The organism is Helicobacter japonicus (assembly GCF_000762845.2).
GTDB classification, from domain to species: Bacteria; Campylobacterota; Campylobacteria; order Campylobacterales; family Helicobacteraceae; genus Helicobacter_C; species Helicobacter_C japonicus.
Genome location: NZ_JRMQ02000003.1, coordinates 79,922 through 94,567, shown reverse-complemented (window position 1 = coordinate 94,567; position 14,646 = coordinate 79,922). Strand labels below are relative to the sequence as shown.

General features: G+C 35.7%; 14 protein-coding genes and 1 other RNA gene. 11 read left to right on the top strand and 4 right to left on the bottom strand.

The features are described 5' to 3' along the window. The gene (locus LS65_RS03660) at positions 1-2,007 is read right to left on the bottom strand and encodes a heavy metal translocating P-type ATPase (protein ID WP_236096613.1); all 2,007 of its coding nucleotides are present in this window, start codon (positions 2,005-2,007) and stop codon (positions 1-3) included. A 546-nt stretch (positions 2,008-2,553) separates the two neighbouring features. Between LS65_RS03660 and LS65_RS03655 the strand changes: the two genes are divergently transcribed. Next, entirely contained in the window at positions 2,554-3,957 is a 1,404-nt protein-coding gene (locus tag LS65_RS03655; protein WP_337954961.1) for an SLC13 family permease, read from the top strand. Here the strand turns inward: LS65_RS03655 and LS65_RS03650 are convergent. Further along, complete coding sequence (locus LS65_RS03650) at positions 3,954-4,439, bottom strand: MarR family winged helix-turn-helix transcriptional regulator (RefSeq protein ID WP_034361680.1); 486 nt, start codon at positions 4,437-4,439, stop codon at positions 3,954-3,956. The genes LS65_RS03655 and LS65_RS03650 overlap by 4 nt on opposite strands. A gap of 79 nt (positions 4,440-4,518) precedes the next feature. On the opposite strand from LS65_RS03650, the gene rnpB reads away from it, so the two are divergent. From rnpB to LS65_RS03600, 10 genes are all read left to right on the top strand, one after another. Then, an RNA gene (gene rnpB / locus LS65_RS03645) (RNase P RNA component class A) lies at positions 4,519-4,860 on the top strand. A gap of 143 nt (positions 4,861-5,003) precedes the next feature. Then, positions 5,004-5,528, top strand: coding sequence for a flagellar FLiS export co-chaperone (locus LS65_RS03640; protein ID WP_052061064.1), 525 nt, complete (start codon positions 5,004-5,006; stop codon positions 5,526-5,528). Further along, positions 5,528-6,883 carry a glutamate--tRNA ligase gene (gltX, locus tag LS65_RS03635; RefSeq protein WP_034361684.1) on the top strand — a complete coding sequence of 452 codons (1,356 nt, stop codon included), beginning with the start codon at positions 5,528-5,530 and terminating at the stop codon, positions 6,881-6,883. Before LS65_RS03640 ends, gltX begins: the two co-directional genes overlap by 1 nt. Before the next feature lie 14 nt (positions 6,884-6,897). Then, positions 6,898-7,197: a YggT family protein gene (locus tag LS65_RS03630; RefSeq protein WP_034361687.1), complete on the top strand. Its 300-nt coding sequence runs from the start codon at positions 6,898-6,900 to the stop codon at positions 7,195-7,197. A gap of 9 nt (positions 7,198-7,206) precedes the next feature. Continuing rightward, entirely contained in the window at positions 7,207-8,838 is a 1,632-nt protein-coding gene (locus LS65_RS03625) for a lytic transglycosylase domain-containing protein (RefSeq protein WP_052061065.1), read from the top strand. A gap of 9 nt (positions 8,839-8,847) precedes the next feature. Further along, positions 8,848-9,672: a UTP--glucose-1-phosphate uridylyltransferase GalU gene (gene galU, locus LS65_RS03620; RefSeq protein ID WP_034361690.1), complete on the top strand. Its 825-nt coding sequence runs from the start codon at positions 8,848-8,850 to the stop codon at positions 9,670-9,672. Further along, positions 9,672-10,082 (top strand): hypothetical protein, encoded by a 411-nt coding sequence (locus LS65_RS03615; RefSeq protein ID WP_034361692.1) that lies wholly within the window; start codon positions 9,672-9,674, stop codon positions 10,080-10,082. The genes galU and LS65_RS03615 overlap by 1 nt, the downstream gene beginning before the upstream one ends. A 9-nt stretch (positions 10,083-10,091) precedes the next feature. Next, the gene (gene murA / locus LS65_RS03610; protein WP_034361694.1) at positions 10,092-11,357 is read left to right on the top strand and encodes a UDP-N-acetylglucosamine 1-carboxyvinyltransferase; all 1,266 of its coding nucleotides are present in this window, start codon (positions 10,092-10,094) and stop codon (positions 11,355-11,357) included. A 43-nt stretch (positions 11,358-11,400) separates the two neighbouring features. Next, on the top strand, positions 11,401-11,994 hold the full coding sequence (locus LS65_RS03605; RefSeq protein WP_034361696.1) for a toxin-antitoxin system YwqK family antitoxin: 594 nt from the start codon (positions 11,401-11,403) through the stop codon (positions 11,992-11,994). Between the two features lie 28 nt (positions 11,995-12,022). Further along, positions 12,023-12,796 carry a toxin-antitoxin system YwqK family antitoxin gene (locus LS65_RS03600; RefSeq protein ID WP_052061066.1) on the top strand — a complete coding sequence of 258 codons (774 nt, stop codon included), beginning with the start codon at positions 12,023-12,025 and terminating at the stop codon, positions 12,794-12,796. Positions 12,797-12,847: 51 nt separating this feature from the next. On the opposite strand, the gene LS65_RS03595 is transcribed toward LS65_RS03600, so the two are convergent. Next, positions 12,848-13,672, bottom strand: a complete 825-nt coding sequence (locus tag LS65_RS03595) for a cysteine ABC transporter substrate-binding protein (RefSeq protein WP_034361698.1) — start codon at positions 13,670-13,672, stop codon at positions 12,848-12,850. Positions 13,673-13,712: 40 nt separating this feature from the next. Continuing rightward, entirely contained in the window at positions 13,713-14,639 is a 927-nt protein-coding gene (gene accA, locus LS65_RS03590; protein ID WP_034361699.1) for an acetyl-CoA carboxylase carboxyl transferase subunit alpha, read from the bottom strand. Positions 14,640-14,646 lie beyond the last annotated feature (7 nt).

The window sequence follows — 14,646 nt, the reverse complement described above, 5'->3', positions numbered from 1 at the left end:
TTAATTCTCTATTTTCTCACGTGCTTTTCCTTTTGGTGGGCGCATAGCATTTAATAGAGCTAAAAGAGCTATGCCTACATCGCCAAATACTGCAAGCCACATATTTGCAATACCTACGATACCTAAAATAATAATAAAAAGTTTGCTTATAAGTGCAAAGCTAATATTTTGCCAAGTAAGTCTGTGTGTATGAAATGCAATCTTAAAGGCTGATATAAGCCCCTGCAGTGAATGATGTTGCAAAATAATATCTGCACTTTCTTTGCTAATATCATTGCCTTGCTCACCTGTATTGATACTAATGCCTACATCACTTCGCCTAAGCACAATAGAATCATTAATGCCATCGCCTACAAACGCGCTTTTTCCTTGCCATTGTCCCATAAGTTCGATGAGTTTTTGTTCTTTTTGTGCAGGGAGGAGATGACCATAAGCGTGAGTTATTCCTAACTCTTTTGCTACATAATCCACGCTGCTTTGATTGTCTCCGCTCAGAATCGCAAAATGTGCTATGCCATATTTTTGTAGGCTTTGCAAATCTTCTTTGATATGTTCTTTAAGCGTATCGCCAATAAGTATATATCCTGCATATACACCATTATGAGCAATATAGATAATTGTATATGCACTATTTTGTGTCTCAAAAGCAATATTTCTTTCTTGTAAAAGTGTGGCATTACCGATGATAATCTCTCCCCTATCGCACATAAGCACCACGCCTTTTCCACTTATTTCTTCATAAGATTCTATATGTGCTGCAATATTGAGGTGATTTTTGATACAAGTTGCAATGGGGTGGTTTGAGTTTTGCTCTGCAATTGCAGCAAGCTCAAGTAGATTCTGCTCTGTGTAGCCTTTATTTGGGATAATTTTGAGTATTTCAAAACTTCCACGTGTGAGAGTGCCTGTTTTATCAAAAATAATATTTTTCACTTTGCAGAGCGTTTCAAGATGGATAGCACCTTTGCAAAGCACACCTTCTTTACTTGCTCGTCCAATAGCCACAAAATATCCTAGAGGCACAGCAATGACAAGCGCACAAGGGCAGCTTACCATCATCACAACAAGTGAGCGATATATCCATTCGTGCCATTCTCCATTAAAAAGCGGTGGAATAAGAGCAACACATAAAGAAAGAATAAAAATAATAGGCGTATAGACGCGTGCAAATGAGGTAATGATTTTTTGTGTTTTCGCTTTATTTTTGCTTGCTTCTTGTGTAAGTTTAGCAATTTTAGCGATGTGAGAATCTGTAAAGAGCCTTTCTACACGCACTTCAAGCATAGCACTTGTATTAATAGCTCCAGCCATAAGGGAATCTCCTTCTTTAACACTTACAGGCACACTCTCTCCATTGATTGAGCGCATATCAATATAGCTTTTACCTTTGAGAATCACACTATCAGTGGGGATTTTTTCACCAACTTTGATAATGAGTGTATCGCCTATTTCTAGGGATTGTGGGTGTAAATCTATAAGGGTGTGATTTTCTTTTTTGTGGGCAATATCAGGAATGACTTGTAGTAACGCACTGATAGAGTTTTGCGACCTTTGCACAGCAAGAGATTCTAAAAATTCCCCAACACGAAAAAAAAGCAAAACCGCCACTGCTTCACTTGCTTCACCAATGCACCACGCTGCGATTGTGGCAAAAAGCATTAATGTGTGTTCATCAAAAAAGACTTTATTTTTGCAGTTGTGCCAGAAGGTAGAAAACATAGGCTTCCCTGCACACAAATACACCACAAAAAGCACTGCAAGTGTAATTTCAGAGACAAAAGGTAATGTGGCTAGAGATGGTGTATAGATAAAGAGTAGGCATACCACAAAAATGGCTATGAGACTAGCTATAAGGAATACTTCACCATAATGAATATGGTTGTGAGGGGACTGCTCGTGATGATGTGTATCGTGGCAACATTGTGCTTCATTATGATGTGTGGGATTCATATCATAGCCTTTGGAATAAAAATATATGATTGTAATAAAAAAGAGTAAATAATACATATACCCCCTATATGTATATAAGATTCTTAAGCTTGAGTTTCTCATAGAATCTCTATCACAAATTGGAGTATTGTTGTAGTAAAAATCCTAAAAGAAATTTAATGCTTTTATGCTAGAATTTCGCCTTATTTTTATCTATTTTTGCTTAATGTATTTAGCATTTTAGATTCTCATCAATTTGAGTGAAGGACACCTGCAGTGCGAAAATCACAAACATTACAACCCGCAAATACACCAGAGAAAGCAGAGATTCAGCCTTTAGAGGTAGCTCCTAAAAAAGCAAAAAAAGATAGGGAATCAAAAAATAAGGCAGTATCTACGCACAAAACAAATAAAATAACTCACGCAGATTCTATTCAAAATACACATACACAAAAAAAGATTTCATCTAAAAAATCTGTTCCAGAAGTTTTAGAATCCCAAGAAAATTTGTATAACAAAGAGCAAGATAATAAAAATTCACAAAATCAAGATAGTGTTTCGCAACCCACAAAAAACCGCAGTAATACGCATTTGAAAGCGTATAGAAGAGCCAAAGCACATAGAATCTATACTCATTTTACACGAGCGGCACAAAGAAAAAGTATAGGATACAAAACCATAGTTGGTATGCTTATAGCTCTTGTATTAGGTATTTTAGCTGCATCTTTGGCACATTTTTATTTAGATGCTTCTTTTAAGGTTTCCGCACTTCTTGGCATTATTGCTTTACTTGTTACGCTTTGGACAAATAAAGCTTTGCCTTTGGGTGTTGTATCACTTTTGCCTATTATTTTATTTCCAATTTTTGGAATTTTAGATACTAAAAGTGCTACTGCAAATTATGCAAACCCTATCATTTATCTGTTTTTGGGTGGTTTTATGCTTGCCACTGCAACAGAAAAAATAGGCTTACATAAAGTGATTGCTAAAAAATTCTTAGGGCTTTTTCCTAATACGCCAAAGGGCATTATCTCAGCACTCGGACTTGCTGCTTGTGTGCTTGGCACAGCACTTTCAAATTCTACAACCGCTATTTTGCTCCTTCCCATAGCTCTTTCTATCACACAAGAGTATTCTTTAAAAATGCGTTTTTTGCTTGCCGTAGCTTTTGGTGCAAGTATTAGTGGCATCACTACACCCATTGGTTCGCCACCTAATTTAATATTTTTAGGATTCTTGGAAAAAATGGGATTTGATGGCATAAGTTTTACAACTTGGATTTTTATGATGGCACCACTTACTTGCCTTATGCTCTATGCGATGATTTATATCCTTTCTTATAAAATCGGAGAATATGAGCTAGAAATCAGTGCTTTTGATGATGTGCAAATTACCCCAGCGCATAAGAGACTACTCTTTTTTATTAGTGCATTACTTATCTTGCTTTTTCTTAATTCTCCTATTAAGCCTTTTTATGATGGCTTGGGTTTAAATGAAAATGTCATTTTGCTTGCTTTTGGGCTTTTAATGTTTGTGCCAAAGCTTGGGTTTTTAGATTGGGACGATTCTAAATCAATTCCCTATGAACTCATATTTTTGTTTGGAGCAGGATTTTGTATTGCTACTGCTTTTTCACAATCAGAACTTGGTGGAGCATTTGAAGGTTTTTTCGCACAATTTTCGGGACTGCCTTTTATATTCTTTTTGTTTTTGGCTTGTCTTTTTGCACTCATTGCTACAGGTTTTTTAAATACTACGGCACTCATTGCAATTTTATTGCCTATTGTTTATACCGCTACGCAATCATTTTTAGAGGGAAAAGAGCCTACAATTACGATGCTTGCGATTACTATTTGTGCAAGTTTTTCCTTTATGATACCTATATCTACGCCACCTAATGCGATTGTGTTTGCAAAGGGAAATATCAAAACTTGGGATATGGTGCGTTTTGGTTTTGTGTTAAGCCTTGTAGGATTTATAGCTGTTCCAATTTTTGCCTTTATTTATTGGCGGTGGTTTTTGGGCTAATTATTGCATTTTAAGGAAATAGAATCTGCCCCCCCCCCCGTTAATTTATACTTTTTAGAGCTTGATTGTAGTGTGAGACGTATGCGGTGGAGCACATTAAAGCAAACTTCAATCTCTTCTTTAGAGCATTGAGCAAGGAGTAATTCTTCTGTTTTTTTAACTATTTCTTTGATATATGAAGCAGCTTCTTTACCACTTGCAGTAAGAATAAGGGATAGAGTGCGTTGATTGCTAGATGTTTGATTTTTAATACAGAATCCTTTTTTAACAAGAGAATTGACTTCACGAGAAATGGTTGCTTTATTTTTATTTAGTCCTTTGGCAATCTGACTGATGCAGGTTTGTGGATTTTCTGATACTATAAGGAGAATCACCCCTTGCTCAAAGCTAAGTTGATAGGTTTTTAATTCATTAACAAAAAACATTTGTAAATATCGTGCTGTTTCCCCGACTTGATGCCCGATAAAATGTTGTGTGTTCATTAAAATGTAATCCTTTTTTTGAGATAAGTTTAATTTGAGATAAGTATCCATTATAACAAAATTTGCTATAATTTCTGCTTAGGCATAGTAGGTGGTTGCTTTTGATATACAAAAGAGGAAAGTCCGAGCTACTAAGACAGGATTCCATTTAACAAATGGCTAGGGTAACCTAAGGGAAAGTGCAACAGAAAATAACCGCTTTTATAGTTTTTTAGATTCTATTAAGAGTAAGGGTGAAAAGGTAGGGTAAGAGCCTACCGATTTTGCAGCAATGCAGAATGCCTATGTAAACCCAATTCGTAGCAAGAAGAGTATGGTTAAAGTCTTAAAATAATAACTCTTCGCTTGAGGTATGTTGTAAAACATATCCCAGATAAATAGCCACCCACGACAGAACTCGGCTTATCGCTATGCCTTTTCTTTTTTTACTTTGTTTTAGTCTTGTTTAGTTACAGACATTTTATGATATGTATCTCATTTTGCTAAGTATATAAATATATAAACTAAATGGAATAAAAGGTGCTTGAGGGTTTAAAGAAAATGCCAATATTGATGAGGTAAGTTATGCAAGATATGTTATCTACATTTCAAAAACACATAGGAGCGCATTTTGACGCACCTAGCGAGGCTTATACAAAAAATGCTATCCATAAATTTGGAGAAGATATTAAAGGTGCAAATGAGTTTATAGGTGCGTTACAAAGTGCTTCTGTGGCTTTGAGGAAGATTCTAAAAATTGCCAAAGATACTACTATACAAGATGTATGCAATATCAAAGCAAGTGTGCAAGAAGTCATAAATAATGCGTCATTTATGGGTATAGAGCTTTTTGATACGCGTTTAGATACAACCTTAAATGGCATAACTTATACTTTTGTTGTGGAAAATCCCTTGCCACTTTGTAAGGATACAGGAAGTGCAGATTCTGTAGAGTTTCAAGAAATCGATATGAATCCTGTTATATCTTATGTGGAAGAAAAATTGCAAGAAATTAGCCAAATGTTGCTTGCATTGAGTGAAACACTCACAGAGCCAAATCCACCAGCCTTTAATCCTGCTCAATTTGCACAAATGCTTAAAGGGAAGTAATGCTACGTTTTGCTCCTTCACCTACAGGTGATATGCATATTGGTAATTTGCGAGCTGCTATTTTTAATTATATTATTGCCAAGCAAACAAATCAAAAGTTTTTAATTCGTATTGAGGATACAGATATTCTACGCAATATTGAGGGCAAGGACAAAGAGATTCTAGCTTTGCTTAATCTTTTTGGATTGCTATGGGATAATCTTGTGTATCAGAGTGATAATTTTGATAAACATCGTCAGCTTGCAGAGTATCTTATTTCTAAAGATTTAGCCTTTTATTGTTATTGTTCTAAGGAGTTTTTAGAATCTAAACGACTTGAAGCAAAAGAGCAGAGAAAGCCTTTTCGCTATGATGATTCTTGGGCAGAGATTGAAAAAACAAGTAATCATAAACCTGTGGTGCGTATTCGTGGAGCAAAGAGTGCTATTAGCTTTGAAGATTCTATTAAGGGTGAAGTGAGATTTGAAGCACACGAGATTGATAGTTTTGTGATTCTCAAAGAAGATGGAATCCCCACGTATAATTTTGCTTGTGCGGTTGATGATATGCTTTATGATGTGAGTTTTATTGTGCGTGGTGAAGACCACGTGAGCAATACACCTCGTCAGATTCTTATTCATCGTGCATTAGGCTATGATAAAGTGCTAGGATACGCACATTTACCGATTATACTTGGAGAAAGTGGAAGCAAAATGAGTAAGCGCGATAGTGCTTCATCAGTAGCTTGGTTACTAGAAGAGGGATTTTTACCTCAAGCTATTATGAATTATCTTATTTCGATGGGGAATCGCACGCCTACAGAAATTTTCAAACTTCAAGATTCTTATGAATGGTTTGATATTAAAAATATAGCCAAATCACCTGTAAAATTTGATATTAAAAGACTTCGTTTTTTAAATAGAGAACATCTTAAAATGCTTAATGAGCAAGAATTCGCCCTTTTGCTTAATAGCAAAGATTCCTCTATTGGGGCTTTAGCAAAACTCTATTTGCAAGAGGCAAGCACACTCAATGAAATTAGGACAAAAATAGATGGCATTTTTACACCAAAATGTATCACACAGCAAGAAAATAATGAGAGTTTTGAACAAGAGTGTATTGTGCTTTACACTCATTTGCGTGAGATGATAGAATCTTATAGTGAGGATTTAAAAGATTATGAAAGCTTAAAAAAAGCACTTTTGCAAAAAAGCAATTTAAAAGGAAAAAGATTCTTTAAGCCTTTACGAATCTTGCTTACAGGCTCTACTCACGGCTTAGAGCTAAGTGAGATCTATCCATATTTGCGTTTTTTCTTACGGGATATTGTTACCTTAGATTCACAAGATTATTCTAAGCTTTCATTAGCAGAATGAAGTGGGGGAGAAATATGGTCATAGGCACTTTTTTGCAAGCAGTTGCGACTTTGCTAAGTATGCTTATTAATTTGTATATATGGATAATTGTTTTTGCTGCATTGATTAGTTGGGTGCGCCCTGACCCTTATAATCCTATTGTGCAAATACTCAATCGCCTCACTCAACCACTTTATGCAAAATTGCGTCATTTTATGCCTACAACGATAAGTGGTATCGATCTTTCACCTTTGATTGTAGCGGTAGCGTTGAAATTTATTGATTTATTCCTCGTGCAGATTCTTATGCAATATGCACATACTTTACAGATGTGAGAATGAGAGATGAGAAGAATCTGTATTTTATATTTTTTGCTTTCTAGTATTGCTTTTGCACATACAAAAATTACACTTGAATTTTTAGAATCTAAACCCAAAGGTTTGGCAAGAGATTTTTATATTTGGCAGTTTCTAAGTGATGAGCAGACAAGCCTTCAAGATGCATTGAAGGCTTATGATCTCATTTTCCGCAAAACTGCAAAACTTAACAGCTTAATGAGTGCTAAGGGAAAGGTAGATGAGCTTCCTCGCAATCTCTACTGCCAACGTCTAAGTTTTGAGAAGTTAAAAACTCAAGATATTGCGTGTATTAAGTCGGGATTAAATCTTGCTAATATTCCCTCTATGCCACAAAAAAATAAAGATTTTTTGCTCAAGAAATTCCAAAATGATAGTGCTTTTAAAAAACGTATTGAGATTCTAAGTGGTCCTAATATTCTCACAGGTATGCTTAAAAGTGATGCACAAACTTTTGCGGCTATTTATCGCGCACTAAGAGCAAATCAACGCACACAGATTCTTAATCAAGATATTAAACCTCAAGCACTTAAAAAACTTGCTGATGAGAATAATCAAGCCTTTAATGCTATGATTCAAGGCATTATTGTTACACACGATAAAAGTTTTAATAAATTTAAAAAATCTCTTGTAGGTGCAAATATTACAGGCACAGATTCTTACACACTTTTTATGCTTGGTTTAAATGAAATTTTGCATAATCAACAAAAAGCAGCACTCAAGTATTTTCAGTTAGCCAAGACAAAAGCAACCACACCTATGCAAAAAAATCGCTCATTACTATGGCAATATTTTTTAAGCCACGACCAACAGGTGCTTGAAGAGCTTTCACAAAGCACAAATATAGACCTATATACAATTTATGCTCATCAAAAACTCAATGTGAATCCTAGTTATAAGGTCGTAACAGATTTGGGTAAGCTATCAGATAAGGCACCTAAATTTGATATTAAAGACCCATTTCAGTGGCAGATTCTTAAGGAAAATTTAGCACAGGTAAAAAATGAAAAAGATTTGAAAGATTTAAGCAAACATTTTGCTTACAAAGATACAACCGCACATCTTGCTTACATATTAAACCAAATGAATAAATTTAAGATTCACTATTTTGTAACGCCTTTTAGCGATAAGATTGCTTGGAAAAATGATGAAGAAAAAGCCTTTACTTATGCAATTGCCAAACAAGAAAGTATGCTTTTGCCTGCACTTGTTTCAACTTCTTACGCGCTCGGTATGATGCAGATTATGCCTTTTAATGTCGCTCCTTTTGCTAAAAGTCTAAAACGTGAAAATGTGGAGCTAGAGGATATGTTTAATCCTGTGATTGCCCTTGAATTTGGAACTTTTTATTTGAACGATTTGGCACGTGAGTTTAAACATAAACTTTTTGTGTCCTATGCATATAATGGCGGACCTGGATTTTTAAGACGCACACTCAAGAATAAAACACTTTTTCTTAAAAAACGCAATTATGAGCCGTGGCTTTCTATGGAGCTTATTCCATATAAGGAATCTCGTGATTATGGTTTAAGAGTTTTGGCAAATTATATTGTTTATCAAGAGAGTTTTGGGAATCATATCAATCTTGAAGAATATCTCAAGGATACACTTGTGAATTAAGGAGATTTTATGATACATAAATGTCTATTTCCTGCGGCAGGATATGGCACACGATTTTTACCTGCAACAAAAGCTATGCCAAAAGAAATGCTCCCTATACTTACAAAACCACTGATTCAATATGGTGTGGAGGAAGCCCTTGAGGCAGGTTGCCGTGAAATAGGGATTGTAACAGGACGCGGAAAACGTGCCATTGAGGATCATTTTGATATTAATTATGAACTAGAACATCAAATTTCGGGCACAGATAAAGAAAAGCTTTTGACAAGTGTGAGGAGAATAACGGATTCTTGCACTTTTTCTTATACAAGACAAAATGAAATGAAGGGTTTGGGACACGCCATTCTTACAGGTGAAACATTGATAGGTAATGAAGCATTTGCTGTCGTGCTTGCCGATGACTTATGTATAAATACAAAAGGGCAGGGTGTGCTTAGCCAAATGGTAGCACTCTATAAGAAATATCGCTGCTCTATTGTTGCCATAGAAGAAGTAGAACGCACGGAAGTTGATAAATACGGCATTATACAGGGTGAAGAAATAGAATCTTGTGTATATCGTGTGAATAATATGATTGAAAAACCAAGTGTAGAGCAAGCTCCAAGCAATCTTGCTATTATTGGACGCTATATTCTTACACCTGATATTTTTGATATTTTGCGAGTAACAAAGCCGGGTAAAAAAGGTGAGATACAAATCACAGACGCACTTTTAGAACAAGCTAAAAGAAAGGGTGTTTTAGCTTATAAATTTCAAGGCAAGAGATATGATTGTGGGAGTCTTGATGGCTATGTTAAAGCTACTATTGAATTTTATGAGCAATCAAAACACTAATGTTTAATCTTAGTTTTTATATCATTTGGTGGTTACTCTTTTTTTTGTTATGCTTGCCTATCATTTTTGCTGGGCTTTTTGCCATTGCGCTTGATACGGAGAAAGTCGAAGTCGCAGAAAATCGCTTGAAAAATATTTCAGATGAAATTAACCAAAATATCAATGATAAGGCAAAGCTTAAAGTATTGCTTGAAGATTTTTTGAGTAATTTTAAGAATTATTCAAAAGATGCAGAGGATTATAATTTATGGCTTGATATTATTTCTCGATTTGCTGCAAATATGAATCTTATGGAAGTTGATGAAGTGGTAAATTTTCAAGATAAGCTCGAAAGTGCCAATCCAGAAAGCAAAGCAAGTATTAAAGAAGCTATTGGTAAAGCCTTACAAAAACGCGAAAACAATAAATAAAGGATTATTATGGATTATTTACAAATAAGCAAGAGTCCCTCATTGAAAGGGAGTATTAGCATTTCTGGTGCAAAAAATTCAGCCCTGCCTATACTTGCAGCTACGTTACTTAGCAAAAATGAAGTGAAAATTAGCAATCTCCCCGATGTTGCCGATGTGAAGACATTAGCTAAACTTTTAGAGCATTTAGGTGTCAATGTAGTATGGCAAGACAATAACGCGCTTATTTCTCAAGCTGAACATATTGTGCATACAAGGGCAATTTATGATATTGTGCGTAAAATGCGTGCATCTATTCTTGTGCTAGGACCGCTTCTTGCGCGTTTTGGTTATTGTGAAGTGAGTTTGCCCGGTGGCTGTGCTATTGGTGCGCGTCCTGTGGATTTGCATATTAAGGCTATGCAGAATCTTGGTGCAAGTATTCGTATCGAGGGTGGATATATTATCGCAGAGGCAAAAGGTGGCTTAAAGGGGGCAGATATTTTCTTTGATAAAATCACTGTTACTGGAAGTGAAAATGTAATTATGGCAGCAGCTCTTGCTCACGGCAAAACACGTATTATTAATGCTGCTAAAGAGCCAGAAGTTGTGCAACTTTGTGAGATTCTATCTTCTAGTGGTGTAAAGATTGAAGGCATTGGAAGCAATGAGCTTATCATTTATGGCACAAGTGGAGAATTGCTTGATTTTGCACCCATTGAAGTTATACCTGATAGAATCGAGGCTGGGACTTATCTATGCGCAGGGGCAATTACAAATTCTTCTATTACACTACATAAAGTGCAAAATGCTCATCTTAGGGCGATTACTGACAAACTCGAAGAGATAGGTTTTAGCTTTATTAAAGATACAAATAGCCTCACTTTACTTCCAGCAAAGCATTTGAAACCTTTTGAGATTGTAACGACAGAATATCCCGGATTCCCTACTGATATGCAGGCGCAGTTTATGGCACTAGCGACACAATGTGAGGGTGCTAGTGTGATTGAAGAGAGATTATTTGAAAATCGCTTTATGCACGTGAGTGAATTGCAAAGGCTCGGTGCAGATATTTCGCTTAAAGGCAATAATGCAACAATTAAGGGCATTAGTTCGCTAGTTGGAGCTGATGTAATGGCAACAGATTTGCGTGCAAGCTCTGCACTTATTATCGCAGCACTTGTAAGTGAGGGAACTACAAATATTCATAGAATCTATCATCTTGATAGGGGTTATGAACAAATTGAACATAAATTACAGCAGCTTGGTGTGCGTATTACGCGCTTAAAGAGCTAAGGAAGATTCTAAAGTTGTATAAGGATTTTAAAAAGGAGCAAAAATGAAGAAAGTTTGCTATATGATGTGTTTGATGATACCTTTGTTTCTCTATGCGCAGCAGAATGATAAAGTAGAATATGACCTTAGAATCTCCTATACAGGAGATAAAAATGCACCAACAACAATTAGGACACATTATTGCAAAGGGACGACAACAAAGTGTGGCAAACAAACAAAAACTTCATTCCAAGGCGTGTTGCTTTTTAGTGCATTTTATACAAATGGTGCTTATGATGGTAAAGTGCTCTCTTATTATAGCAATGGCACATTAAAAGAATCTCGCACATATATACAGGGCAAAGAAGAGGGAAAACGCGTATTATATTACGAGAATGGCAAGATTCAAAGTGAGCAAGAATATGTCCTTGGTAAGCGTGAGGGAGAAGGTAAAAAATATTATGAAAATGGAATCTTGCAAGCACAATTTTTTTATAAAGATGATAGACTTGATGGCATACGAATAGAGTATAATAAGCAAGGAATTTTGACTTATGAAACTCTTTATCAAGATGGTAAAAAGAAAACAATGAAACACTATGATGCAAAAGGTGCTGTGTTAAAAGAGCAAAATTGTCGTTGGGAAGCGTGTTATTAATAAATGAGCTATGGTAAGGAGGGGAGAAATGAGAAAGCAATATATAAAATGGACACAAATTGCAATAAGTGGTGTGTTGCTATGTGGATTATGTGCTTGTATCGAGCAAGAAGTAGCAGTAGCACAAGCTTCTAAGCAGACTAAAGAAGCTAAAGAACTCAAACAAACTAAGCAGGTGAAACAAGTTGTAAAACCTCAACCAAATATAAAATCTAAAAACAATCTCTCATCTCATATGATACCCAATAAAGTAGCTACACCTAAAGATACTCAACCAAATCCAAAGGAGATCAATTTAAAAAATGATGGTGTTTATCCACAAAGTATGCTTGAAACAATAAGTGGAGAACAAAGTCAAGAAGAAGTGCAAGAAGATGGACGCACTTATCAGGCAGTGATTACTTATAAACCTGGAACAAAAATTAAGCACGGTAAGGAGACACTTTATTATCTTGATGGTGCTTTAGCACAGGTAGCATTTTATGTTGATGGTAAGCGAGAGGGGTTGTATCAAATTTTTTCTCAAAGAGGCGTATTGATTTATGAGGCATATTACAATGGAGGAGTTTTACACGGCTTATGTCGGCTTTTTGATGTAAAAAATGGCTCTTTGAGGAGTGAGATGAATTTCGTATATGGCACACAAGAGGGAGAAATGAAAATATATGACACATCTGGGGCATTGTGGCATAGTATTGAATATAAGAATGGCAAAAAAAATGGCATAGCAAAAGAATTTGATGAAAATGGTAAAATTGTGCGAGAAGTGATATATCGTGATGATATCGAAATAAGTAGATAATTCTTTATTGCAAGGTCTCGTTGGAGACTTTGCAAGATTATCAAGATTCTTTTAGTGTGAGAATATAATAGAATCCATTTTTTCTTCACCAAAAATAGGTGCAAGAGTTTGTAGATATGCTTCTTTCATAAATCCATTATGAATAAGTGCTTCAATTTCTTCATCAAGCCATTCTTTAAGTTCGATATTTCCTTTTTTAACTGCTGGGGCAATTACATCTTCCTCACCAAGTGTAGGGATACCTACGCTAAAACCTTCATTTTCCATAGCCCATGCAAGGACAAGAGTATTGTCGTGTGCAAGTGCCTCACCTCGTTTGTCTTTAAGTGCAAGGAATGCTTCTGTATTTTGCTCGTATTTAAGTAGTTCAATATCGGGGTAGTTTTTGCTAAAAAACATATCGGCAGTTGTGCCTTTATTAACAATAAGTTTTTTACCCTTAAGTTCATCAACATTTGTGATATTGCCATTTGGAGATACTACACCAAGAGAAACTTTCATATAAGGCTTTGCAAAATCTACTACTTCTGCTCGCTCTGGAGTTTGTGTAAAGTTTGCCATAATAATATCAACTTTATTGGAGCGTAAAAATTCTACACGAGAAGCAGCCTCTGTAAAAATAAACTCTACCTTTGATTCATCGCCTAATAAATCCTTTGCAATACGCTTTGCAATATAGACATCAAAGCCATCATTTTGTCCTTTATCATTGACAAAGCCAAATGGAGGTTTATCGCTAAAAACACCAATGCGGACAACATCTCGCTGTTTGATTTGTTCTATCGCACTTGTAGGCATATTTTCTCGCTTATCATTACACGCGTTAAACACTATTATAAAAGCTATGCTTATACATAACAGAAACCATTTTTTCATTTTTGCTCCTTATAAATTAAATAGTAAAAAGATAGATTTATTACCCAAAAGCTCCATAATTTACGATTTTTTGATAGCGTTTGTTGAGATGATTATCATCTTGTAAGATTTCTTCAAGAGATTTAAGAAAGTATTCTTCAATAACTTTTGCTGCATTTGCTTTATCTCTGTGCGCGCCGATAAGTGGCTCATCAATCACATCATCAATTAATCCATATTTTTTAAGCTCAACAGGTGTAATTTTGAGTGCCTTTGTGGCAGATTCTATTTTTGAAGGGTCATTCCACAAAATGGCTGCGCAACCTTCTGGCGAGATAACACTAAAAACAGAGTATTGCATCATAGCAAGTCTATCGGCTACAGCAATTGCCAAAGCACCCCCACTTCCACCTTCGCCAATAACAACAGCGATAGTGGGTATTTTGAGTTTAGCAAAATCTTGTAGATTTCTAGCGATAGCCTCACTTTGTCCGCGTTCCTCTGCACCTAAACCGGGATAAGCACCTTGTGTATCAACAAGCATAAGAATAGGAATGTGGAATTTTTCAGCAAGTTTTGCTGCGCGCAAAGCTTTACGATAGCCCTCTGGGCTTGGCATACCAAAATTACGCACTAATTTATTTTTTGTCCCTCTTCCTTTTTCTTCACCAATCACAACAGCAGTTTGCCCACCTATTTTACCCAAAAAACATACAATTGCTTTATCATCTTTAAAATGTCTATCGCCACTAATTTCGTAGGCATCTTTGCAAATAATTTCAATATAGTCCATTGCATAAGGGCGGTCTGGGTGGCGTGCAAGTTGTAGTTTTTGGTAATCACTAATATTGGTATATACATCACGCACTTCTTTTTCAAGCTCTTTTTCAAGAATAAGCTTTGCATCATCATCGCCGCGCACAATAGCAGATTCTATATCATCTTGAAGATTTTTGATTTTTTGCTCAAAGTCAAGATAAGTAGCCATACCTGTT